The sequence below is a fragment of the Candidatus Thiodictyon syntrophicum genome, from assembly GCF_002813775.1.
GTDB classification, from domain to species: domain Bacteria; phylum Pseudomonadota; class Gammaproteobacteria; order Chromatiales; family Chromatiaceae; genus Thiodictyon; species Thiodictyon syntrophicum.
Genome location: NZ_CP020372.1, coordinates 203,938 through 227,862, shown reverse-complemented (window position 1 = coordinate 227,862; position 23,925 = coordinate 203,938). Strand labels below are relative to the sequence as shown.

Below are 23,925 nucleotides of genomic sequence, written 5' to 3'. Positions count from 1 at the left end.
TCTCCCTGGTCTCTATTCCGCAATGGCGCCGGCGATAGCGGCGCTCAGCGCGTCGATGCGTTGCCGCGCCTGCGGGTGCGCGGACAGGTAGCCGTCGATCGCCTCGCGGTGGGCACTGGTGTAGGCCAGATAGTCGGTCTCGTCGCTGCCGAATCCGGCGAACAGCGCCGCCATGGCTTCGCGGCTGGGCGGCTGTTTGGTGGTGGTCCATGCCTGTTTGGAAAGCTCCAGGCGGGCGATGCTCAGATCGATATAGCGGGTCAGGGTCAACTCCCCGGCCGCGGCGCTCCCGATCCCGCTGAGATTGGCGATCAGGATGGCGAGCGGCAGTGCGCCGCACGCACCGCAGACGAACGTCTTGGTCTTCATCAGTAGAACACCCGGATCAGCAGGTAACGGGTCAAGGAGGTACTGCCGGAGCCGTCGATGGCGGTGAGCGCGAGACGGTACTCACCCTTGTCCGGGAGGAGTCCGCTGCTGTTGCGCCCATCCCAGCTCAAGACCTTGCCGGCGCCGGCCGTGAAGCCCCGGAAGCGTCCGTTGAACACCACGCCGCCGGTCGCGAGATTGGTCACGGACAGGTCCAGGTCGGCGGCCTTGCTCAGATCGAAGCGGACCTGGAGCGGCCGACTGCCGTCGCGGGCCGGGCTGTATCGGGTGGGCTGGACCGAGAAACTGGAGATGATCGGGGCCGAGGCGAGATAGATCGCATTGTCCGGCAGCCGATAGCCCCAGATGCCGAACAGGAAGCTGTCCCCGGGGGGCGCGACCGCCCGTGACCCGTTGGGCAGCAGGCCGTCCCAATAGATGGTGTGAGTCCCCACCCCGAAGGGCTTGCGATCGAGTAAGGTCACGAGCCGGGTATCGGTATTGTACAGGCCGACAAAGGCGAGTATCTCGGAGGCACCCTGACTGCTCGGCACGGTAAAGACGATATCCAGGGGATCGTTGGCGAACGGCGAGAAGGTGCCGCCGACGTTGTTGCGGGTTGGGTTGTAGCGCGTCCCGCCGGTGGTCGCGGTGAGATCGACCTGCTTGGTCGTGGCACCGATGTCGTATTGCAGTACCGCGTAGTAGTTGCCGTCCGGTAACAGCGTGCCGGAGTCGTTGCGGCCGTCCCAACTGTCGTTGTAGGTGCCGGCGACGCGCGACCCGTTGATCAGGCTACGCACGGTCGTGCCGGCGCCGTCGCGAATGACGATCCGCACCGGAACCGTGCCCGACAGCGTGGTGCGCACCGTTGCCGTCCCGCCGCTGTCGGGAAGGAAGGTGTCAGTGGGAATACTGAGGCCGGCGGTGACATCGACCTCGATGGCAATGCTGTCGGCACTGGTCTGACCCACATCGTCCGTCACGCGCAGGGTCGGGCCGAAGACCCCGCCGGCTTGGTAGGTGCGGCTGACCGTCGCGGTGGTCGGTGAGGAGTAATCGACGATGCCGTCGCCCTCGAAGTCCCATTCGTACAGTCGGATGGGACCGCCGCCCACCACGGTGCCGCCGAGGGTTACGGCGACCGGGGCAATACCGCTGATGCGGCTGGCGGTCGCCGTCACGGTAGGAGAGCCCTGCGGACGGGGGCGCACGGTCGTATTGATGACGCCCGAAACCCCGATCAGGCCAGCCGTATCGGTGACGCGGCAACGGGCCGAGAAATCGCCGACCGTCGCATAGGTATGCGAGACAGTTCCGCTGGTGGTCGACGTATAGTCGTAGACGCCATCGCCCTCGTAGTCCCACTCCCAGCGCGTAATGGAACCATTCTGGCTCTGCCCCGCGCAGGTGAGGGTAACCGCAAGGGGTACGGGTCCGTTGGAGGGTGTCGCGGACGCGCTCGCCGTGGGTCCTTGCCGTTGTACCGTCACGGCGCACCTCTCCGTGGCCACGGCACCGAGGTTGTTCTGGACCTCGAGCACGGCGTTATAGGTGCCGGGGCTGTTGAAGATCCAGGTGTAGTCAGCGGGCACCGAGTCGCTGGTGTCGTAGGTCCCATTGCCGTCGCGGTCCCAGCGATAGCGCACGATACTGCCGCCGGTGAACTGACCGCGGCTGCGGTAGGTCACCGTGTGCGGTGCCGTCCCCAGCGTCGGACCGCAATCGGCGATGGCGCGGAATACGGTAATGCTGAAGCGATGGCTCGCCTGGCCCAGGTTACCCGTGCGATCGGCGACGCGGGCAGTCACCTCGTTCGCACCGCCGGGCAGGTCGACCACGGGGGTGTAGCCGGCGCTGCCCTCGTTGACGCTCGCGGCGCTGGTGACATCGGCCCCGTTCACCAAGAGTTGGAAACTGTCTTTATCGACTCCGGCACCGTCATCACTGAAGGCGACCGTGATCGTTGGCCGTCTGGACGCCAGGACGGCTCCCTCGCCCGGATAGGAGATCGTAACCGTCGGTGGCGTGTCGTCCGCAATAACCGCGGTATTGTCCCCATCCTGAGACTGACCATCGTCGACCTCGATGCGCGCGACATAGATGCCCTCGACGTCCGGGGTGACGCGCGCGACTGCACGATCGGCGTCCACGATGTCCTGCGAGCCGATGGCACTTGCGGATGGCCGCGCGACCAGCCTCCAGCGATGGGTGAGCGCGGCCGGCGCGTGGTCCGGGTCACGGCTGGCACTGCCATCGAGAGTCGCGGCGTCGCCAAGCTTGACGGCGGTATCGGGACCCGCGACCGCGGTCGGCGGCACATTGGCCTGTCGGACATCGACCAGCATGCCGTCGCCGGCGTTAAGTAGGCCGTTGCCGACCGTCAGGGCGAGGCCGTAGAGCCCCGTGACATCCGGGACGAAGTGGGCCTGTGCATTGGTCGCGGAGACAATATCGCTGGTGGTCAGCAGACTGCCGGAGGGGATTGCCGAGAAGGTCCAGGCGAACGTCAGCGGCAGGTCGTTCGGCTCGCGGCTGCCCGCTCCGTCCAACTGGACCGTCTCACCAAGGCTGACCCATTGGTCGCGCCCCGCGTTGGCGTTCGGAGGCGCCATCGTTGCGGCCGCCGTCACAACGGTTTCGTCGGGCTGGCTGAACAGGAAACCATCCGCAACCGTCAGCGAAAACCGATACGCGCCGGGTAGGTCGGGCGTGAAACGGGGATTGGGAAGGGTGTTGTCGTCAAGGACAGCCGTGCTGCCACTCGGCGTTTCCAGGAGACTCCAGGTCAAGGTGATGGGGTCGCCGTCGGGGTCGTAGCTATCCGTGCCGTCCAGTGCAGTGGGGGTGCCGACCCGCGCCTGCTGATCTGGCCCAGCCTGGGCCACGGGCCTTTGGTTGGCAGGGGCCAGCCGGTACAGGTCGGGGTAGACGTTAAAGCGGAGCAGACGGGTACCGCTGGTGGGGGCGAAGACCACATCCTTGGAGACCGTTTGACCGGGGCCGCAGGGGCCGGGTATCAGATAGTAAGGACTGCCTTCCCTGGTGACCCCGTCCGCGCCTTTCATGACGACCGCGGGAGAGTCTATCCGCGTGATCACCAAGTAGAGGGGGCCGGTGATTGTCGATGCGGTGAGGTTGGTCAGCTGCGCCGCCATCGTGGTATCCCCCGTGCGGCGATCCGTTCGTGCACGCAAAAACGCGGCGCGCATGTCGCTTGGCTGGATCATCTGGAGATCGGCGAGACCGATATCTGCGGCGTGCAGGGAAAAGGTGGGCGTCGCCAAAAAGGCGAGGATTAGCAGGCATGCGGCCCAGACACCCCTTCCCATATTTACCCCCCGGTTCTGCTCGCCGGACGCGAACAAAATAGCCAGCAATCGACAGGCCCCGAAACCGCTACAGAAAACTTGCCTACCACAGGCTTTGGCCACTGTCCGCGATCATCTAAGGACATCCAGCACCCTTAACACGGGCAAGAATAGTGAGAAAATCGGTTTTGTCAAGGACCGCGGTTGGTGCGCTTGATCTGGATTAACCCGAGCAAACCGGCTGCCAGCAGGAAGACGGGGGCGGGGACCGGCGCCTCCTGGGTCACCAGCCTGACGTCCGAGACGTTCGCGGTTGAAGCCAATGCGCTGTCGCCAGACAGCTTGGTGAGTTGAAAACGCAGCCCCAGCGTCGAGCCGACGAGCGCGGAAATATTGATCTCCACCAGCCCGCTACCCGAGACCTGCGCGAAAAACTCATAACCCAACCCCGCGCTCGATCCTGTCGCAGCGTCGATCAGGAGGGCCCCAAATTCATCAGACTCACCGGCTCCCACGTTGAAAACGTAGTCGAACGCCAGCGAAACGCCCGGTCCCGGCACGATCACAACCGGGTCGCCCAGACCGGGGTCATTCGACAGCAGAACGACTGCGAAAACCGGATCTTCCGAGAAGGCCGCAGAGGATCCGTCCCCCGAGACGACGACCGTTGGGTCGGCCAGAAAATCATTGAGATCTATCGGTACAGAACTTGCATAAGCACCTACCGATGCGAACATCGTCACCGCCGCCAGAGTGCGTACGTATTTCCCGTCTTGCATGCCTTCTCCCCCATTGATCCACGACCTTAAACAGCTAGGCTTCGCTCCCCTCTCTATCTTTCAAGATCCCAACAACTGGAATCCGAAAATTCTTAGGCAATATCCGAACCAAAATCATATTATGAAGTAATTTCAGAAGTTTGCGTATAAATCATTTCTTACGAAACGACTCGGAATGTAAAAATTCCTGACACTGGAAGGGATCGCTTCAGGGGTCTCAGGCGCGACGGAACAGAAAAACCCGGGAAGCCCACCTACCATCCTTGTTGAGCATGAACACGATTTCCAACCGCTTGCCAGACTATCATCGACCGGCCGCGCGCGGTCGCGCAGAACCGCCGCGAACCGGACGAGCGTCTGCCGACGGTCGTCGTCATCGGCACCCTGACCACATGAAGCGGCCCAGTTACCCTTGGGCCTTTCGCCCGCGGCTTCGCGCCCGCGGGTTCAGATGGCGCGGTTCCAGTCGGGCCGCCCAACGCCTGAAGGAGGCGGTGGTGGAGATCAAGGCGGTCAGCCGGCAGGACCCGCTGGGAGCGGCCGACGGCGCGATCCTGCTGCTGGAGCGGCTCTGGCCGCGCGGCAATCGAACGACTCACGGCCGGTTTCGAGGCCCAGCGGCGGCTCTCTATCGCCAACGGTCACCACCGCACCGCCGCCGCGGCGCGCATCGGCGCGACCCGCCAGGCGGCCAACCAAGACCACACCGGGGCCGAGGCGTACAACCGCTTCCTGGCGGTCAGCTTCCCGGCCGATCAGCCGCGGGTGCTGGCCGTCAACCGGTTGGTGCGCGACCTCCACGGCCGCGACGCCGCGACCTTCCTGCACCGGCTCGGGGAGTGTGGCGCGCTGGTGCCGAGTGCCGCGCCCGTCATGCCCGGCCGGCGCGGCGAGTTCGGTCTCTACCTGGACCGCGCCTGGTACCGGCTGACCCTGAATCCCGATCGCACCCGGTCGGCCGAACTGCGGCTGGACCCGGCAGCACGCCTGGACGTGCGGCTGCTCCAGGACCAGGTGCTCGCCCCGCTGCTCGGCATTGCGGACCCCCGCCAGGACCCCCGGATCGGTTTCGTCGGCGGCATCCGGGGTCTCCCCGGGCTCATGCAGCAGGTGGACGGCGGGGCTTGGCGCCTGGGGTTCTCGCTCTACCCGACTGCACTTGCCGACCTGCTGGCCCTGGCCGAGGCGGGTGCCGTCATGCCGCCCAAATGCACCTGGTTCGAGCCCAAGCTGGCGGATGGGGTGGTCAGTCTGGTCCTGGACTGATCGGCCGCAAACCCCCTTGCCCGGTGTCGTTAGCGCGGCTATGATCAGTGGGCCCATCCGGTCTCGCGTGATTGAATTGCCTATCCGTCATCGACGTCAGAAACAAGAAGCCTGAAATGATAAACTTGCAGGATCCCGTCCTCGACAGCGAGTTGCATGCCCTGCGCGCCGGACTGCAACGTCACCCGCTGTTCGCGGCCATTCGCGAACCGGCTGATCTGCGGCAATTCATGCAAGTGCATGTATTCGCAGTCTGGGATTTCATGTCGCTGGCGAAACGCCTGCAACGCGATCTGACCGCGCTGTCGTTGCCGTGGCTGCCGCCCACGAACGCGGAGGCCGCGAGGCTCATCAACGAGATTATCCTCGCGGAGGAAAGCGATGTCGGCCCCGACGGCGAGGCAGCCAGCCATCTGGACCTCTATCTGGGCGCGATGGCCGAAGTTGGCGCCGACACCGCGCCGTTCAGCCAGTTCATTGCTGCACAGCAACGCGGCGTGCATTGGAGCCAGGCGTTGGAGTCACCTGCTATACCTGCGGTCGCGCGCGATTTTGTACGCAGCACTCTGAACACTGCCATCAACGGTTCCACGTTGCAGACCATGGCGAGCTTCTTCTACGGTCGCGAGAGCATCATTCCTGAGATGTTTCAAGGGCTGCTGGATCACTGGGGCTTGTCGGCCGAATCAGCGCCGAGGTTCGTCTACTATCTGCGCAGACACATTCAACTGGATGCCGAGGCGCATGGTCCAGCGGCCGCCAGATTGCTCAGCGCAATTGCGGGTGAGCAGTCGGATGCGCTGCTGAGCGCACGCGCGGCGGCGCGCGAAGCACTCTCTGCTCGCCACCAACTTTGGGATGGCACGCTGCTCGCGCTAAGAGTCCCAAGCGTCAGCAGTCGGGCCCCCACTCGTCCGGTAGCATACGCATGAAGTTTCACGTTTCGTTGTTTGCTCTGACGCCGGCACTGACAGCTTGCGCGGGCGGCGCCGATGCGCCACCGGCCGCTTGCGCATCTGTGCCCTGCATCCGGGATCTGGAAGCCGAATCCTGATCCGGGCAATTCCGGGCACAGTTTGGCTAACGGCCATGAAGGGGGGTCGACACCCCGGAACATGGCAGTTGCTTGTGGGAGCGGCCTCCGGGCGCGATGCGGCGCCGCGGCGAACTCCGATGCCGCGTTCCCTGCGCGGCTCGTCGCGGCTGAAGCCGCTCCCACAGGGTTCCCGCCGGACTTTCACGGTAACCCGTGGGGAGGGTCGATGCACGGGGATCTAGGGGGAATCGGGCCGCGGTGTGTCCGCGTCGCGGCGTCATCCAGCACCATTGATTTCTAAGTTGAGTCGCTCGCTTGCCCCCGCCGCCATGCCTGGCTTATCCTACCGTCTCACTTTGGGTGCCCCGCGGTGCGACCGTGCCGCGGGGTGAAACGGGAAGTCCGGTGACCGCGGGCGCGCTTGCGCGGCCGTGTACTCCGGCGCAGCCCCCGCTGCTGTAAGCCTGACGGGATCGCCACACGCCACTGCGCGCCTCACGCGCGGGAAGGCGGCGCAACCCCGGATGAGGGTGAGCCAGAAGACCGGCCCAGGGCGTGAACTGGTGTGAGCCCCGGGGTGCGGGCCCGAGCTGATCAGGTTGCCGATTGGGCCATTGCGGCCCGCCGGCAGACCGCCTTGCGCTCCAACCCCTGTCTGCCGCGACCAGCGTCGCCGGCCTGCCGTCCCGGCGGGCCGGGCGCACGCATCGCCCGTCCCCGCTTATCACCTCGGATTCCAACTACCGTCACGAGGTTCATCATCATGTCGAGCGCCCCCGGCCCCAGCCGCCTCGCGCGGGCGTTCGCCGCCGCCCCAGTGCCGCGCCGCCGACGGGTCTACCTGTCGGCCCGCGCCTGAGCGGGGCTCGCGCCATGGGCAGCGTATGGTTCGTCGGCGCCGGGCCCGGGGACCCGGACCTGATCACGGTCAAGGGGCGCCGACTGGTGGAGCAGGCGGGGGCCATCCTCTATGCCGGCTCGCTGGTGGACGCGGCGGCGACCCGCTTCGCCCCGCCCGGCTGTCGGCTGCAGGACTCGAAAGCCATGACCCTGGAGCAGATCGTCGCGTGGCTCGCCGCCGCGGCCGGTGAGTGCGAGACCGTGGTGCGCCTGCAGACCGGCGACCCGGGGCTCTACGGTGCCCTGACCGAGATGACCCGCCCCCTGGACGCGGCCGGCATCCCCTGGCAGGTGGTGCCGGGCGTCACCTCCGCCATGGCCGCCGCGGCGGCGGCCGGGGAGAGTTTGACCCTGCCGGAGGTCACCCAGACGGTGATCCTCACCCGCACGGCCGGGCGCACCCCGGTGCCGGAAGGCGAGTCGCTCGCGTCCCTCGCCGCCCACCGCTGCACCCTGTGCATCTATCTGTCGGCCACCCTGCTGCCGGAGGTCCAAGAGGCCCTGGGCGCCGCCGGCTGGCCCCCGGACGCGCCCATCCTGGTGGTGCAGAAGGCGAGTTGGCCGGGTGCCGAGCAGATCGTGCGCGGACGCCTGGACGACATCGACCGGCGTTGCCGCGACTTGGGCATCGCCTCCCAGGCCATGATCATCGCCAGCCCCACCCTGGGCGCCCGCCACTGGCCCGAACTCACCGCGTCCAAGCTCTATGACCCGGGCTTCGGGCACCGCTTCCGGCGGGCCGCCGGCCCGGCGCCGGCAGACGATTGTCCGCAAATGAACGCAAATGAACGCAAATAAGATGGACGATACAACCCTGTTGCTGGTCGGCCACGGCTCCCGCTTCCAGGGGGGCAATGCCGAGACCCTGCGGTTCGCCGAGTTGTGGCGGGCGCGCCATCCGGATTGGCGCATCGCGACCTGCTTCATCGAGTGGGACGCGGTGCTGCTGGACGCCGGCCTGGACCTGGCTGCCCGCGAGTCGCGCCGGGTGCTGGTCATTCCCTTCATCCTCAACGCCGCCGGTCATGTGAAGATGGAGATCCCGGCCGCGGTCGCGGCGGCCCGGGCGCGTCACCCCGGGGTGGACTTTGCCGTCGCACGGCATCTCGGGATGGGGCCGGAGGTCCTGGGCCTGCTCCAGGGGCGGCTCGACGGCCTGATGGATGGGCTGGCCCGGCCCGACCCCCGCACCACCGGGGTCATACTCCTGGGGCGCGGGTCCTCGGACGCCGGGGCCAACGGGGAACTGGCGCGTCTGGCGCGCTGGTTGTTCGAGGCCAACCACCACGACCTGGTGGATCTGGCCTTCACCGGCATTGCCTGGCCGCGGCTGGAGACCGCGGTCCAGCGCCAGGCGCGCCTGGGCATGACCCAGATCGCCATCCTGCCGGTCTATCTCTTCGCCGGCCGACTGACCGAGCGGATCAGTGCCCAGGTCGGACGGCTGCGCACCCATTATCCCGGGGTCGCCTTCGCCCTGGCGGACTACTTCGGCCAGGACCCGGCCATCTTCGACCTGCTCGACGCCCGCGCCCAGGGACTGGACCAGCCCGCCGGCCTGCTGCTGGAGTGCGACGGCTGCAAATACCGCACGGCGGCCGAGGGCCTGCACCTGCACGGCCACGACCACACCCGGATCGCCCCGGCCCTACCAGTCGACCCCATGACCGCGCATCTCGAGGCGCCAGGACACCCATGAACAGCCCCGCAGCCCCGTCTGTCACCGCCCAAGTCACCCGCGCCGGCCGGGCCATCGAGGACGAATCCTTCGCCATCATCGACGCGGAGGCCGGTCCCCACCCCTACGACCCGGGCCAGTGGGCGGTCGTGCGGCGTATGATCCACGCCAGCGCGGACTTCGACCTCAACGGCCTGACCGCCTTCCATCCGCGGGCGGTCGCGGCCGGGCTGGCGGCGCTGCGCCGGGGCGGTCGGCTCCTGGTGGCCGACGTGGGGATGATCCTGGCCGGTCTCTCGCCCGCCCGGCTCGCCCGCTTTGGGCTGCGTCCCTATCAATTCATCGCCGACCCGGACGTGATCGCGCAGGCCCAGGCTCAAGGCACCACCCGCGCCGTGCAGGCGATGCGCAAGGCCCAGGCCATGGGGCTCCTGGACGGCGCTATCATCGGCATCGGCAACGCACCGACCGCCCTGCTGGAGGTCCTGCGCCTGATCGCGGAGGAGGGGGTGCGCCCGGCCCTGATCATCGGAATGCCGGTGGGCTTCGTCTCGGCGGCGGAGTCCAAGGCGATGCTGGCCGAGGTCACGGAGGTCCCCTGGGTGTTGGTGCAGGGGCGCAAGGGGGGGGCTACACTGGTGGTTGCGGCCATCCATGCCCTACTGGCATTGGCGGCAGGGCCTGACGAACCGGTCGCTTGATCCGCTATCCGCAGGAGCCCGTAGGGTCCGCTGTGCGGACCAGCGATCTCGCGGATGGCAGGGTGGCCAATATTACGATCAAGGCCGTTCAGGCGCCACAATGCATTCCGGCGAAGCTCATGCTGCAAGAATTTCAAGATATTTCTGGCCAATCGTTTCACGACGCGTTTCAGGCTTGGCGTGCCGCGAACCCGAATGGGACGCTCCTGAACCTGGATACGCAGACCAAGGCGAAGCTCCACGGTTCACAGTGTCAACACTTCGGATCAACAAATTGGTCGGCTGAACCAGATACCGGACCTTACTCGCTTACCCGGAAGCGAAAGGTACTTGGCGCCGGAGCTGGCTCACTCGCAGACTGGGCACGCAACAATGGCGTCGAGGTTCGTCTTTGCGTCCACTGCAAATCCGACGGTTTCGTGTCAGAGGCCGATTTGAAGGCCATTCCAATCGCGCAGCAGGCTGCTCCGATGTCAGTCACGCAGGTAGTTGAAGCGGTTGAGGGTCGCGTTCGCGAAGTTCGTTCCCTCCAACATGGACGCAATGCGAGCCTAAGAACCGCGGCGCTCGCCAGAGCGAAGGGGGTTTGCGAGGGTTGCACCGTGGACTTCTCCCGTCTATTGGCAGGTCGTGGCGTGCGAGTGCTTGAGGTACACCACAAGAATGCCATATCTTCGCGCACGGAACCGAGTCTCACCAAAGTCGAAGAGTTAGCTGTACTGTGCCCAAACTGCCATGCACTGGTACATCTCGATGCTGACCCGCCGAGGCCGGTCGAGGACCTGCGCGCAATGTACGCCTTGGCGCAGACGTGAATCGCGATTCATCGCTGAATCGCAGCTGACCCTGCAATGCATGATTCTACTTGGGAGATGAGTTACCTCGTTCCCACACGGCCAGATTGTGAAAGCCGATGAGTGTTATGACCGCCCGATCCTTCGCTGAGAGCAATATTGCGGTGGATGCGCTAGATAGCGATCCGCTGCGGCGCGATTTCCGGATGGCAGGATGACCGACGGCCATAAGACGCGGCCGCGGGCACCCAAAGGCGACGCCCGCCGCGGTCGCGGCGATCGGACCGGCTTCACCACCGGGGCCAACGCGGCGGCGGCGGCGACCGCGGCGACGCTGGGGCTGGTCCAGGGCCGGGTGCCGGAGTCCGTGGACTGTCTGCTGCCCAACGGCCAACGGGTCGTCTTTGCCATCTGCCAGGGACAGGCGGCGGGCGACCTGGCCCAAGCGGTCTCCATCAAGGATGCGGGCGACGACCCGGATGCGACCCAGGGTGCCCACCTGACGGCGCTGGTGCGCCGCCTCCCCGGGGAGGCGGGCGCGGTGCTGTTGCGGGGCGGTGCCGGGGTCGGGGTCGTGACCCGACCGGGGCTGGGGCTGGAGGTAGGCAGCGCGGCGATCAATCCGGTGCCGCGGCGCAATATCGCGGAGAATGTCCGGGCCGCGGGCGCGGCGCTGCTGGCGGCGGGGGACGGGCTTGAGGTGACCATCGCGGTCCCGGGCGGGGAGGCGATGGCCCGCAAGACCCTGAACGCCCGGCTCGGTATCCTGGGCGGGATCTCGATCCTGGGGACCACCGGGATCGTGCGGCCCTATTCCACCGCGGCCTTTCGTGCCGCCCTGGTCCAGGCGGTGCGGGTGGCGGCCTTCCAGGGGCAGACCACCGTCGTCTTCACCACCGGCGGGCGCACCGAGAAGGGGGCGATGGCGGCGCTCCCAGGATTGGCGGAGGTCTGTTTCGTGCAGATGGGCGATTTTGTGAAGGCGGCCTTTACCAGTGCGATCAAGCTGCGGATGCGGCACCTCATCGTCGGGGCCATGGTGGGGAAGCTCACCAAGATGGCCCAGGGCTTGGCGGTGACCCATGCCTGGCGCGCCCCGCTGGACCGGGACCTGATCGCCGCGGTGGCCGCCGAGGTCGGGGCCCCGCCGGATCTGGTGGCGCAGATCCGCGTGGCGGCGACCGCCCGCTTCGCCGCGGAGCGTCTGGAGGCCCTGGGGCTTGCGGTGCCGCTGCATCGGGTCGTGGCCCTGCGGGCGATGGAGAGTCTGCGCCGCTGCTACCCGGGGCCTTATCGACTGACGCTGCTGGCCTGCGACTTCGCGGGTCAACCGCTGGTCAGCGTTGGAGACGACGTCGATGACTGAGACCTGCACCCTGATCGGGATCCTGGACGACGGTTGGCCGGGCTTGGCCGACGCCGCACGGGCGCGGCTGACCGCGGCGGGGTGCGTGATCGGCGCCGCCCGGACCCTGGACCTGGTCGCATCTCGGCTGGCCCCGGGTGCCAGGCAACTGCCGATGGACGGCGCCCTGGCCCAGGTCCCGGGCTGGGTGCGTCAAGCCTGGGCGGAGGGGCTGAGGGTTGCCGTGCTCGCCACGGGTGACCCGCTCTGCCATGGTATCGGCGGGCGGCTGATGGCGGCCTTGGGGGCGGCGGCCATTGAGGTCCTGCCGGCCCCGTCCACCCTGCAACTGGCCTGCGCGCGCCTCAAGGTGCCCTGGCAGGGCGCCCATATCGCCTCCTGCCACAGCGCCGGGTCGGGCGAGTGGGAGCCGGGGGCGACCCCGGCCCATGCCCTGTACCAGGTGGTCCAGGCTGTGGCCCAGTACCCGCTGGTGGGGGTCTTCACGAGCCCCGAGAACGGGCCGGACCGGATCGCCCGGGCGCTGCTGACGGTGGGCTACGGGGAGGAGATCAGCCTGTCGGTCGCCGCCCGTCTCGACTGTCCGGACGAGGCGCTGTTCCCGGATCTCAGCCTGGAGGAGGCGGCCGGGCTGGAGTTTGCAGGGCCCAATATCGTCATCCTGGAGCGGGGGCTGGAGCGAGGTGCGGCCGGCAAGCCTGGTCGCGGCGGCGCGGGTGTCGCGGCGGGACGCCGCTCCCACATGGTAGGGTCCGACCCGGTCTTTGGCCTGGCGGATGGCGACTTCGCACAGCAGCGGCCTCGGGTAGGGGAGGGTGCCGGGCTCATTACCAAGCTGGAGGTGCGGGCAGTCAGCCTCGCCAAGCTCGCCCTGCGGCCGGACAGCCTGGTCTGGGATATCGGGGCCGGCTCCGGGGCCGTCGGTCTGGAGGCCAGCCGGATCAGTTATGCGGGTCACGTCTGGGCGATCGAGCGCGCCGCCGCCCAGGCGGCGGACGCGCGGGCCAACGCGCGGCGCCTGCGCGCCGGCAATTACAGCCTCTATGAAGGCGAGGCGCCGGCCGGTCTGGACGCCTGGCCGGACCCGGATGCGGTCTTCATCGGCGGCTCGGGCGGGGGCCTGGAGGCGCTGATCGAACTTGTCGCCGGTCGGCTGCGCCCGGGCGGGCACCTGGTGCTGAATTTGGTTACGCTGGAGAATCTGGCGACCGCCACCGCGGCCCTGGACCGGGCCGATCTGGCCTGGGACCTGATCCAGCTCGCGCTGGCGCGCAGCCGGCCGATCCGCGGCCTGCACCGGCTGGCCGCATTGAACCCGGTCTGGATACTGACCGCCGCTCGCCTTCCGAATGATGAAGATTTATTGTCCGCAAATAAACGCAAATGAACGCAAAAAAAGACCTTGATATCGTGATCGGCCGCCGGTGCACGGGGCGCCGAGCGACTGACACAGGCGTGACACCGCCGGAGACACTGCGTAGGATGGGTAGAGCGCAGCGAAACCCATCGTTTTCGCGCACCTCAAGCGTTGATACAGAGCGGGCCTGGAGTGCTGTCATGAGGACGAGAACTGGGCATGTTGATGGCACAGCTTCTCTGCCTGTTTCTTATTTGCGTTCATTTGCGTTCATTTGCGGACTAACCCTCTTCATCCTGTCAGCGGAAGCGCCCCATGTCTGATTCTTCATCCCGCCCGCCCGGTTGCCTGATCGGCGTCTCGCTCGGCCCCGGCGACCCGGGCCTCATCACCCGCCGCGCCTGGGAGGTCCTGCAGTCGGGGGGGCGCTGGGTCTATCCGGTCAAGGGCAAGGACGCGGCCTCCTATGCCCTGGACATCGTGAGCCGGGCGGGGTTGGCGGTGCCGGCGGATGCGGAGTCACTGCATTTTCCCATGACCAGCAACCCCGAGATCCTGGCCCTGGCCTGGACCCGCGCCGGGGTGCGCTGTGGCGAGCTGCTCGCCGAGGGGCGGGACCTGCTGTTCCTGGTCGAGGGCGACGCCTCCACCTATTCCACCTTCGGCCACCTGGCGCGGGTGGTGCGCGGCCTGGGGGGCGCGGTGGAGGTCATCCCCGGGGTGCCCTCCTTCAACGCCGCCGCCGCCCGGCTCGCCGTGCCCCTGGTGGAGGAGGACGGGACCTTCGCGGTGATCCCCGCGGCCTATGGCATCGAGGTCATCGAGGGGTTGATCGACGCCTTCGACACCCTGGTCCTGCTCAAGGTCAAGCCCCTGCTCGATCCCCTGCTGGACCTGCTGGAGCGGCGCGGGCTGACGGCGCACGCCTGCTTCGTGGAGAAGGTCGGCACCCCGGACGAGCGGGTGGTGACCGGGGTCGGCATCCTGCGCGGGGAGCGGGTCAATTATCTGTCGCTGCTCTTGGTTCGCAACCCCGGGCGGGTGCGCGGGGACTTGGCGCGGGGGTGCTCCGGGACCCGGCAGCCCTTACCCATGCCGGTGATCGAGGAGGATTAATAGCGAATGAATCCGAAGCGGATTGCCGTGCTGGCCATCACCCGCCCGGGTGTCGCCCTGGCGGGGAGGCTGGTCGCGGCCCTGCCGGGGGCGCACCTGTTCGTTCCCTCCGCCCTGGGTTCGGTGGCCGCGGTCGCCGCCCCGGGTGCCCACACCGGTCACGATGGGCCCACGCGGGACCTGATGCCGGGCCTGTTCGCGGACTGGGAGGCCATCATCGCCACCTTCTCCCTGGGCGCCTTGGTGCGGCTGATCGCCCCGCACCTGCGCGATAAATACCGGGACCCGGCGGTGCTGGCGCTCGACGAGGCGGGGCGCTTCGTCATCCCGGTCCTCTCCGGCCACCTGGGCGGGGCCAATGCCCTGGCGGGGCACGTCGCGCGGGTCTTGGGGGCGACCGCGGTGCTGACGACCGCCTCGGACGTGCAGCAGACCCTGGCCGTGGACCTGCTCGGGCGCGAACTGGGCTGGACCCTTCAGGCAAGTTCCGCGGACCTGCTGCGGGCGAGTGCCGCGGTGGTCAACGGGGAGCCGGTCGCCCTGGTACAGGAGTCCGGCAGCCCGGACTGGTGGCGCGGTCATGCCAATGGCCGCGACGGGCCGCTGCCGCCCAACCTGCACTGCCTGGACCCCGGTAAGGCGTTGGACTCAGGCGGCTATCGCGCCCTGCTCTGGATCGGCAGCGGTACCCCCCCCGCGAGCCTGACCGCGGGGTTCGGTGGTCCGGTGATCGTCTACCTGGCTCAAGAAAGTACGTTAGTACGTTAGTACGTGAGTACGGGCCCCCAGTCGATGTCGCGTCCTCTGTATTAGCGTACTTCCGTCTGAAGGAGAATGCATGGCTGCCACCCCCATCCCCGCGCGTCCGCGCCTCGCCCTGGGCCTGGGCTGCGACCGCGGCACCCCGCTTGCAACCCTCGAGCGGGCGGTCGTCGAGGCCCTGGCCGGGCTGGCTGCCGAGCTTGGTCAGGTGGTCGTTGCCGCGAGCATCGACCTCAAGGCGGATGAGGCGGGGCTGGTGCAGCTCGCCGCGGTCCACGGCTGGCCTCTGCGCTTCTATAGCGCCGCCCAACTGGCGGCGGTACCGGTGCCCAATCCATCGCCGACGGTGCTTCGGCATACGGGCACGCCCTCGGTCAGCGCGGCGGCGGCCTTATTGGCAGCGGGACGCGCGGGCGGCCCCCTGCTCCTGGAAAAACATAAACTGCAAGATGCCGCGGGCAAGCACGCCACGGTGTCCATTGCGAGGATCGACGATGACTGAACCTAAGCCCCCCGGCAAACTCTTCCTGGTCGGGCTCGGCCCCGGGGGGGGCGAGCACATGACCGGGCGCGCCCGGGAGGCGATCACCGCGGCCGATACCCTGATCGGCCACGCCACCTACCTGCGCCTGGTGGCCGATCTGGTCGGTGACCAGCAGGTGGTCAAGAGCGGTATGACCGAGGAGGTGGAGCGCGCCCGCCTGGCGGTGGAACTGGCCCAGGCGGGCCGCACCGTGGCCCTGATCTCGTCCGGGGACAGCGGGGTCTATGGGATGGCGGGGCTGACCTTCGAGGTCCTGTTCCAGTCGGGCTGGACGCCGGAAACCGGCTTTGCGGTGGAGGTCGTCCCCGGGGCCACGGCGCTGACGAGTTGCGCGGCCCTGGTGGGCGCCCCGCTCAGCCACGACTTCTGCGCCATCTCGCTGTCCGACCTGCTGACGCCCTGGCCGGTGATTGCCCGGCGGCTCAACGCGGCGGCGGCGGCGGACTTCGTCTGCGCACTCTACAACCCCAAGAGCGGGCGGCGCACCCGCCAGCTCCAGGAGGCGCAACGCCTGTTCCTGTGCCATCGCCGCCCGGAGACCCCGGTCGCCCTGGTCCACGCCGCCTTCCGGGCGCGCCAGCGGGTCGAACTCACCACGCTGGCGGCGCTCGCCGGGTGCGAGATCGGGATGTTGACGACGGTCCTGATCGGCAACAGTCAGACCCAGGTGCGCCACGGGCTCCTGATCACCCCCCGCGGCTATACCAACAAGTATGACCTGGCCGGCGGCACCACGGTCGCGGGGGAGCGCGCCGGGACCTCGCTCTCCAGCGGGCTGGACGCCTGGCTTGCCGCGATCCGCGCCAGTACCGAGGGCGTGGAGCAGCTCGCCGCCCGTTACCAGTTGCCGGCCCGCTATATCGCCGAACTGTTGGACGCCCCGGACGCCGATGTACGCCATTGACCGCTACGCCTGGACCAACCGCTGGTACCGGCATCACCCCGGGGAGCGGCTGCTGCTCGCCGGCGGGGGCCTGCTCCTGGCCCTGGCCCTGCCGCCCCTGACCGCCGGGCCCCTGCTGTGCGCCCTCATGGCCGGGGCGACGGTGGTCGGGGCCCGGGTCCCGGCCCGCGCCTTCCTGGGGGTCATGGCCCTGCCCGCGGGGTTTCTGCTCACCAGTGCGCCCTTTCTCGCGCTCTCGCTCGATCTGAGTGACGGGGTCCGCCTCGCCTACTCACCCGCGGGGGCGGCGGCGGCCCTGACGGTGACGCTGCGCTCACTGGGGGCACTGTCCTGCCTGGCCTGTCTGGCGCTGACCACCCCGGTCGCGGAACTGGTCCCCTGGCTGCGCCGCGTAGGGGTGCCGGCGGCCGTGGTCGAGATCGCGCTCCTGATCTATCGGCTGATCTTCATCTTCATGGAGCGCGCCCTGGCGGGTCAGCAGGCCCAGGCCGCGCGGCAGGGCTACAGCACCAGGCGCCGCAGTCTCAGGTCGCTGGGGCTCCTGGTCGCGACCCTGTTCCAGCGCGCCCTGGAGCGGGCGCGGCGGCTCGAGGTCGGGCTCGCCGCGCGCGGCTATGTCGGCGAGTTGCGGGTCCTGACGCCGCAGCGCCGCCTGTCGCCGCGCCGCCTGGCGGGGATCGGGGGCCTGCTGCTGGCGGTCGCACTGGGGTCGCTCCTGCTGGAGCGCGCCCTGGCATGAGCCCGCCCATCCTGGCCGCCCGGGGGCTCGAATACGATTACCCCGGGGCAATCGCGGCGCTGCGCGGGCTGGATCTGACGGTGCCGCGGGGCCGCAAGCTCGCGCTCCTGGGTGCCAACGGCTGCGGCAAGACCACCCTGCTGCTGCACCTGAACGGCACGCTCAAGCCCGCCCGCGGCCAGGTGCTGCTGGACGGCCAGGCCGCCGACTATGGCCGGCGGGCGCTCGGTGCCTGGCGCAACCGGGTCGGGCTGGTGTTGCAGGAGCCGGACGACCAGCTCTTTTCGGCCACCGTCTACCAGGACGTCTCCTTCGGTCCGCTCAATCAGGGGTTGGCGGAGGCGATGGTGCGGGCGCGGGTCGAGGCGGCGCTTGCGACGCTGCGCATCACCGCCTTGGCACAGCGCCCGACCCATGCGCTGAGCTTCGGGCAGAAGAAGCGGGTCGCCATCGCCGGGGTCCTGGCCATGCAGCCCGAGGTCCTGATCCTGGACGAACCCACCGCCGGGCTCGACCCCCGCGGTGTCGCCCACCTGCTGGCCGCCCTGGAGCAACTGCGCCTGGCGGGCACGACCCTGGTCTTCTCCACCCACGATGTCGACCTGGCCTACAGTTGGGCCGACGAGGTTGCGATCCTGGGACAAGGCCTGGTGCTCTGCCAGGGCGAGGCTCTGGCGACCCTGGCCGATCCCGAGCGCCTGCAAGCCGCGCACCTGAAGACGCCCACGCTGCTGGCCCTGGCCGTGGCCCTGGGGGTCGCCGATGGGCCGGGGGGACCGCCCCGCACCCAGGCTGCCCTGGTCGCGCGCCTGCAAGGGCGTGCGGGGGATAGAGAGGAGATCGGGGAAGTGGTCGCTGCGGCTTCCCCGTAGCCCGGATGGAGCGCAGCGGAATCCGGGGACAACCTCGCGGATATAATAGATATCAGCAGCTTGTAGCGAGCACCTGGATTCCGCTGCGCTCCATCCAGGCTACGACCTGCAAGGGCGTGCGGGGGATAGAGAGGAGATCGGGGAAGTGGTCGCTGCGGCTTCCCCGTAGCCCGGATGGAGCGCAGCGGAATCCGGGGACAACCTCGCGGATATAATAGATATCAGCAGCTTGTAGCGAGCACCTGGATTCCGCTACGCTCCATCCAGGCTACGACCTGCCCCAGGTGTCGACACCACCCCCCGGCCAAGCCCACTGAGGGCACCGTTCGCCGCAAGCCCGACCGCCAGATGGTGCCGACTCATCGCGCCGCGGGCAGGGCAGTGAAGAGTGCCGGGTCGTTGAGCAGGCCGGCGGCGATGTTGACCGTCAGGGCCAGGAGCGTGGTATTGAAGGCGAAGGCGATCAGGCCCTGGACCATGACCAGTCGCCGCATCCGGGTCGTCGCCAGTGCGACATCCGCCGTCTGGGAGGTCATCCCGATGACGATGGCGAAATACATGAAGTCCATGTAGGCGGGGGGTTCCCGGCCAGGAAACCCAAGCGCCGGCTCGGCACTCTCGCCTCGCGGTCCGTAATAGGCGTGGGCATAGTGCAGGGCAAAGGAGGTATGGACCAGTAGCCAGGAGGCCAGGAAGGTGACTACCACCAGGGCGAGGCGAAATTGGCGCTCGCCCACCGGGATCTTCTCCAGGCCCCAGAGTACCATCACGATCGCGGCCACGCTGGCCATTGCCGCGGCCACCGTCAGGAACAGCACCAGCATAGCGCCGTCGTCCTGCAATCTCGCTCTGCGCTTCATCTGTTCAATCGAGGTACGGGCGAACAGGTGCCAGGCCAGCACGAGATAAAGTCCCGCCCCGATATCCCAGGTGATCAGGGCGCGCAGTGTCGGATCGATCGGCGTCAGCAGCAGCATCAGATAGAAAAGTGCCCCGATCAGCACCGAGATTGCGAGCCGCGGGCGAATACAGATGTGAGACCACAGCTTGATGAGTACGGAATGGATGTGATTCATCGGTAGCTTTGATGTTTAATTCGGATCGGGCGTGAAGCGGGTCCCGCGAACATTTGCACCATCTCGGGACTTGCGACGAGGGGAATTCTCTCACGACCTCAGCGCTGTGGTGCGAGGGTGCGGTGGATAAGGCGTGCGGACCGGCCCGCGGGCCCACTGCCGTTAAGTTAAGCGCTGCTAGCTCCTGCGCTCCAGCGTGGGAGCCGGAGCGGGCGCTCCGCGTCCGGCAACCAGGAGGACGCGGAGCGCCCGCACTGCATTCCCCTGCTTCCGCGGGGGAACGAGAAGCCGGCGCAAAGCTCAGCGTAACGGCATTGCTCTCGGGGGCCTGGCACGAAGGCCCGGCGCGGCGCATCCACCGGCAGTGGCGGCTTGGTGGACTGCGCTTGTCCAGCCTACGAACTGACGCCGCCGATCGCCGACGGCCGGGGCGAAGTTTCCCCGCTCGCGGTGATCGAATCAACCGCCTGCCGCTGCCGCCGGTCAAGCCGTCGGCGCGGCGGCGGGCCGCGATCATCGTTCCGGCCGCTCCGGGCCGGAGTCCAAGGCTTCAGCCTTGGATGGACAGGGCCAAGGCTGAAGCCTTGGACTCCAGAAGCTGGTCGCCGGCCGCAACGACGATCAAGGCCCGGCGGCAGCCGGGACGGCAGGCCCCGAGCGGGGGCCTGGTCACGGCGGGGCGCGTCGCGGCTGGCGTCGATGTTTGCTTATCAGTATTTCTGTCTTTGCGCCTGCGTGTCTGCGTGAGAGAATTTCGTTTTTTGGGATCTTCAAGTCAGAACGGGTCCCGCCCCCAGGTCGATCCACCTCGCGCATCCCCAGAGCGGACATTGAAACTATGCCGTACCGACCCGACACCAATCGTACGACCATCCGCCGCCTCCCGCGGCCAGGCGGGGCCGACCGATGAATACCCTCGAAGCCGAATCCATCGAGATCATCCGCGAGGCCGTGGCGACTGCCCGCAACCCGGTGATGCTCTATTCCATCGGCAAGGACTCGTCGGTGATGCTGCACCTGGCGCGCAAGGCCTTTCACCCCGCGCCCCCGCCCTTTCCGCTGCTGCATGTGGATACGGGGTGGAAGTTCAGGGAGATGTACCTGCACCGCACCCGCATGGTGGCGGAGAGCGGCATGAAGCTCATCACCCACATCAACCCGGAGGGCCTGGCGGCGGGGGTGAATCCCTTTACCCACGGCAGCAACTATCACACCGACGTGATGAAGACCCAAGGGCTCAAGCAGGCGCTGGATGCGCAGGGCAGCGACGTGATCTTCGGCGGGGCGCGGCGGGACGAGGAAAAGAGCCGGGCCAAGGAGCGCGTCTTCTCCTTTCGCGCGGCGGGCCACCGCTGGGACCCCAAGGCGCAGCGCCCGGAGCTGTGGAATCTCTACAACACCCGCATCAAGCCGGGCGAGACGATCCGCGTCTTTCCCATCAGCAACTGGACCGAACTCGATATCTGGCAATACATCCACGCCGAGCGGATCCCGATCGTGCCGCTCTATCTGGCGGCGGAGCGCCCGGTCGTCAACCGCGGCGGACAGTGGATCATGGTCGATGACGAGCGCTTTCCCTTTGCCCCGGGCGAGCAGGCGCAGCTCAAGCGCGTGCGCTTTCGCACGCTCGGGTGCTGGCCGCTGACGGCGGCGATCGAGAGCGACGCCGATACGATCGAGGCGGTGATCGCCGAGACCTTCAATGCCCGCGGCTCGGAGCGTGAGGGCCGGCTGATCGATTCCGATACACCCGGGTCGATGGAAAAAAAGAAGCATGAGGGGTATTTCTGATGAGCATCCTACACGCACGCGACATCGCGTCCTATCTGGACCGCCAGCGCAACAAGGAGACGGTGCGCTTCATCACCTGCGGCAGTGTCGATGACGGCAAGAGCACCCTGATCGGGCGCTTATTGTTCGAGAGCAAGTGCATCTTCGACGACCAGTTGCAGGCCCTGGAGACCGACTCGCGTCAATACGGCACCCAAGGCGAGAAGATCGACCTGGCCCTGTTGGTCGACGGGCTGCAGGCCGAGCGCGAGCAGGGCATCACCATCGATGTCGCCTACCGCTTCTTTGCCACCGACCGGCGTCGCTATATCGTCGCCGATACGCCCGGCCATGAGCAGTACACCCGCAATATGGCCACCGGTGCCTCCACCGCCGATCTCGCGGTCATCCTGATCGATGCGCGCAAGGGGGTGCTGACGCAGACCCGCCGTCACAGTCGCATCGTGGCGATGATGGGCATCCGCCATGTGGTGCTGGCGGTCAATAAGATGGACCTGGTGGGCTGCGACCAGGCGGTTTACGACGCGATCGTCGCGGAGTACCGCGCCTTTTCCGCCGGCTTCGGGTTCGTCGACATCCAGGCGATCCCGCTGTCCGGTCTGGACGGGGACAACGTCCTGCACGCCAGCGCTCGGATGCCTTGGTACAGCGGTCCCAGCCTGATGGACTATCTCGATACGGTAGAGGTGCGTGACCCCAGTGGGCGCGGCGCCTTCCGGATGCCGGTCCAGTGGGTGAACCGGCCGAACCTCGATTTCCGGGGCCTGTGCGGGCGGATTGCCGAGGGGACCCTGCGCCCGGGTGACCGGGTCCGGGTCCTGCCTTCAGGCGTGTCGGTGCAGGTGAAGGCGATACTGGCGGGGGGCGATGAGGTGGACGCGGCCGAGGTCGGTGACGCGGTGACCGTGACCCTGGCGGCGGAGGTCGATGTCAGCCGCGGCGATGTGCTGGTGGCGAGCGCCAATCCCCCGGAGGTCGCCGACCAGTTCGAGGCCAAGCTGCTGTGGATGGTCGAGCACCCCATGTCGCCCGGCCGCCAATACCTGCTGAAGCTCGCCTGCAAGGAGGTCACGGCGACCATCACGGCCATCAAGTATCGCGAGGACGTGAATACCGGCGCCCACCTGGCGGCAAAGCAGTTGGGGCTCAATGAGATCGCGACCGTCAATCTGTCCACCAGTGCCCCGCTGGTCTTCGAGCCCTATGGGGTGAATCGGGTACTGGGCGGTTTCATCCTGATCGACAAGCTCAGCCTCGAGACCGTCGGCGCCGGCATGATCGACTTCGCGCTGCGGCGCTCGAGCAACATCCATTGGCAGGCACTGGAGCTGAACAAGGAGACGCGGGCCGCGCAAAAGCACCAGACGCCGCGCTGCGTCTGGTTCACTGGGCTCTCAGGCTCGGGCAAGTCGACCATTGCCAACCTGCTGGAGCGGCGCCTGCACGCCGAGGGCAAACACACCTACCTGCTCGACGGCGACAACGTCCGCCACGGGCTCAATCGCGACCTGGGCTTCACCGAGGCGGACCGGGTAGAGAACATCCGCCGCGTCGCCGAGGTGGCGCGGCTGATGGCCGACGCGGGGCTGATCGTCCTGGTCAGCTTCATCTCGCCCTTCATCGGCGAGCGCCGCATGGCGCGCGACCTGTTCGCCCCGGGTGAGTTCGTCGAGGTCTATGTCGACACCCCCATTGAGGAATGCGAGCGGCGCGATGTGAAGGGTCTCTACGCCAAGGCGCGCGCCGGGGCGCTCAAGAACTTCACCGGCATCGACAGCCCCTATGAGGCGCCGGAGGCGCCTGAGGTCCACCTGGAGGCGGGGCGCCTGTCAACGGAGGCCTGTGTCGAGGTGTTGGCGCAGGCGCTGGGGTAGGCGCCAATCCTCCTCTCCTCTTCGCCCTGATCGTCGTTCCGGCCGCAAGGAGACAGGAGGTCGAAGCCTGCCGTGAAGGTCGCGCAGCGACGCTGTGGGAGCGGCGTCAGCCGCGACGGGCCGCGCGCGCGGCTTCGGAGTTCGTCGCGGCACCGCATCGCCGCCGGGGCCTCGATCGTCGGTGCGGCCGGAGAGCCCGTAGGGTGCGCCGCGCGCACCCGCACCACCGCAATGCCGTTGCGTCCCTCCGCAAGGTGCGCGCGGCGCACCCTACACCGATCGCCGGTTGCGGCCGGAACGACGATCAAGGCCGCCGCCGGAGGCCGCTCCCAGAACGCATTTTCATGTTCCGGGGAGACGGATAACCCCGAAACATTAAAGCCCCCGGCGGGAGCGGCCTTCACGGTAACCCGACTGACGCGATTCTTCTCTGCGTCTCTGCGCCTCTGCGTGAGATTCTTTAAGATGTCTCACGCAGAGGCGCAGAGACGCAGAGACGGTGACCCACGACGCTTGCGCTTAACGCACTAACGGTGCAGCGAGAGAATCCGCGCATCAAATTGAATAACCAAGGATATTTTTCCCGAGAACCCGAGCAACGCCGGTGTATGCGGCGGTTCGTCCGCCGAATCGCGGCTTAGGCGGCAAAGTTGGCGCATCGTGCCCGGACAGCGTTGCGCGTGGTCGCGC

At 67.7% G+C, this 23,925-nt stretch carries 19 protein-coding genes, 1 pseudogene and 1 riboswitch; of the genes and pseudogenes, 16 read left to right on the top strand and 4 right to left on the bottom strand.

Features of this window, described 5'->3' with window-relative positions; all coding sequences use genetic code 11:
- Positions 1 to 12: 12 nt before the first annotated feature.
- The 3 genes from THSYN_RS35100 to THSYN_RS32210 all read right to left on the bottom strand — a co-directional run bounded on the left by THSYN_RS35100 (position 13) and on the right by THSYN_RS32210 (position 4,459).
- Positions 13 to 369 (bottom strand): hypothetical protein, encoded by a 357-nt coding sequence (locus tag THSYN_RS35100; RefSeq protein WP_172965423.1) that lies wholly within the window; start codon positions 367 to 369, stop codon positions 13 to 15.
- On the bottom strand, positions 369 to 3,527 hold the full coding sequence (locus THSYN_RS32215; RefSeq protein ID WP_172965422.1) for a PKD domain-containing protein: 3,159 nt from the start codon (positions 3,525 to 3,527) through the stop codon (positions 369 to 371). Before THSYN_RS32215 ends, THSYN_RS35100 begins: the two co-directional genes overlap by 1 nt.
- Before the next feature lie 344 nt (positions 3,528 to 3,871).
- A complete protein-coding gene (locus THSYN_RS32210) occupies positions 3,872 to 4,459 on the bottom strand; it encodes a hypothetical protein (RefSeq protein WP_100923150.1) in 588 nt (195 codons plus the stop codon).
- A 573-nt stretch (positions 4,460 to 5,032) separates the two neighbouring features.
- On the opposite strand from THSYN_RS32210, the pseudogene THSYN_RS32205 reads away from it, so the two are divergent.
- The 14 genes and pseudogenes from THSYN_RS32205 to THSYN_RS32145 all read left to right on the top strand — a co-directional run.
- Positions 5,033 to 5,725: pseudogene (locus tag THSYN_RS32205) on the top strand (DUF1015 family protein); the annotation flags it as partial.
- 71 nt (positions 5,726 to 5,796) lie between these two features.
- Positions 5,797 to 6,657 carry a DUF3050 domain-containing protein gene (locus tag THSYN_RS32200; protein ID WP_236849064.1) on the top strand — a complete coding sequence of 287 codons (861 nt, stop codon included), beginning with the start codon at positions 5,797 to 5,799 and terminating at the stop codon, positions 6,655 to 6,657.
- A 445-nt stretch (positions 6,658 to 7,102) separates the two neighbouring features.
- Positions 7,103 to 7,327, top strand: a riboswitch (cobalamin riboswitch).
- A 307-nt stretch (positions 7,328 to 7,634) separates the two neighbouring features.
- Positions 7,635 to 8,459 (top strand): precorrin-4 C(11)-methyltransferase, encoded by an 825-nt coding sequence (cobM, locus tag THSYN_RS32195; protein ID WP_100923148.1) that lies wholly within the window; start codon positions 7,635 to 7,637, stop codon positions 8,457 to 8,459.
- 1 nt (position 8,460) lies between these two features.
- Positions 8,461 to 9,360, top strand: coding sequence for a sirohydrochlorin chelatase (locus THSYN_RS32190; RefSeq protein ID WP_100923147.1), 900 nt, complete (start codon positions 8,461 to 8,463; stop codon positions 9,358 to 9,360).
- Positions 9,357 to 10,040 carry a precorrin-8X methylmutase gene (locus tag THSYN_RS32185; RefSeq protein WP_100923146.1) on the top strand — a complete coding sequence of 228 codons (684 nt, stop codon included), beginning with the start codon at positions 9,357 to 9,359 and terminating at the stop codon, positions 10,038 to 10,040. Before THSYN_RS32190 ends, THSYN_RS32185 begins: the two co-directional genes overlap by 4 nt.
- The gene (locus THSYN_RS34635; RefSeq protein ID WP_157818091.1) at positions 10,037 to 10,855 is read left to right on the top strand and encodes an HNH endonuclease; all 819 of its coding nucleotides are present in this window, start codon (positions 10,037 to 10,039) and stop codon (positions 10,853 to 10,855) included. The genes THSYN_RS32185 and THSYN_RS34635 overlap by 4 nt, the downstream gene beginning before the upstream one ends.
- Before the next feature lie 193 nt (positions 10,856 to 11,048).
- On the top strand, positions 11,049 to 12,200 hold the full coding sequence (locus THSYN_RS32180) for a cobalt-precorrin-5B (C(1))-methyltransferase (RefSeq protein WP_100923145.1): 1,152 nt from the start codon (positions 11,049 to 11,051) through the stop codon (positions 12,198 to 12,200).
- Positions 12,193 to 13,587 carry a precorrin-6y C5,15-methyltransferase (decarboxylating) subunit CbiE gene (cbiE, locus tag THSYN_RS32175; protein ID WP_100923144.1) on the top strand — a complete coding sequence of 465 codons (1,395 nt, stop codon included), beginning with the start codon at positions 12,193 to 12,195 and terminating at the stop codon, positions 13,585 to 13,587. The genes THSYN_RS32180 and cbiE overlap by 8 nt, the downstream gene beginning before the upstream one ends.
- Before the next feature lie 285 nt (positions 13,588 to 13,872).
- Complete coding sequence (gene cobI / locus THSYN_RS32170; RefSeq protein ID WP_100923143.1) at positions 13,873 to 14,673, top strand: precorrin-2 C(20)-methyltransferase; 801 nt, start codon at positions 13,873 to 13,875, stop codon at positions 14,671 to 14,673.
- Between the two features lie 6 nt (positions 14,674 to 14,679).
- A complete protein-coding gene (locus THSYN_RS32165) occupies positions 14,680 to 15,441 on the top strand; it encodes a cobalamin biosynthesis central domain-containing protein (protein WP_100923142.1) in 762 nt (253 codons plus the stop codon).
- A gap of 70 nt (positions 15,442 to 15,511) precedes the next feature.
- Entirely contained in the window at positions 15,512 to 15,937 is a 426-nt protein-coding gene (locus THSYN_RS32160; RefSeq protein WP_100923141.1) for a cobalamin biosynthesis protein, read from the top strand.
- The gene (gene cobJ, locus THSYN_RS32155) at positions 15,930 to 16,883 is read left to right on the top strand and encodes a precorrin-3B C(17)-methyltransferase (protein WP_100923140.1); all 954 of its coding nucleotides are present in this window, start codon (positions 15,930 to 15,932) and stop codon (positions 16,881 to 16,883) included. The genes THSYN_RS32160 and cobJ overlap by 8 nt, the downstream gene beginning before the upstream one ends.
- Positions 16,870 to 17,622 carry a cobalt ECF transporter T component CbiQ gene (cbiQ, locus tag THSYN_RS32150; RefSeq protein WP_100923139.1) on the top strand — a complete coding sequence of 251 codons (753 nt, stop codon included), beginning with the start codon at positions 16,870 to 16,872 and terminating at the stop codon, positions 17,620 to 17,622. The genes cobJ and cbiQ overlap by 14 nt, the downstream gene beginning before the upstream one ends.
- Positions 17,619 to 18,494 carry an energy-coupling factor ABC transporter ATP-binding protein gene (locus THSYN_RS32145; protein WP_100923138.1) on the top strand — a complete coding sequence of 292 codons (876 nt, stop codon included), beginning with the start codon at positions 17,619 to 17,621 and terminating at the stop codon, positions 18,492 to 18,494. Before cbiQ ends, THSYN_RS32145 begins: the two co-directional genes overlap by 4 nt.
- A gap of 359 nt (positions 18,495 to 18,853) precedes the next feature.
- Here THSYN_RS32145 and THSYN_RS32140 read toward each other — a convergent pair whose 3' ends face one another.
- The gene (locus THSYN_RS32140; protein WP_100923137.1) at positions 18,854 to 19,570 is read right to left on the bottom strand and encodes a DUF1345 domain-containing protein; all 717 of its coding nucleotides are present in this window, start codon (positions 19,568 to 19,570) and stop codon (positions 18,854 to 18,856) included.
- Between the two features lie 906 nt (positions 19,571 to 20,476).
- Here THSYN_RS32140 and cysD point away from each other — a divergent pair.
- Both cysD and cysN read left to right on the top strand, forming a co-directional pair.
- Positions 20,477 to 21,361 (top strand): sulfate adenylyltransferase subunit CysD, encoded by an 885-nt coding sequence (gene cysD, locus THSYN_RS32135; RefSeq protein WP_100923136.1) that lies wholly within the window; start codon positions 20,477 to 20,479, stop codon positions 21,359 to 21,361.
- Complete coding sequence (gene cysN / locus THSYN_RS32130) at positions 21,361 to 23,235, top strand: sulfate adenylyltransferase subunit CysN (RefSeq protein ID WP_100923135.1); 1,875 nt, start codon at positions 21,361 to 21,363, stop codon at positions 23,233 to 23,235. The genes cysD and cysN overlap by 1 nt, the downstream gene beginning before the upstream one ends.
- Positions 23,236 to 23,925 lie beyond the last annotated feature (690 nt).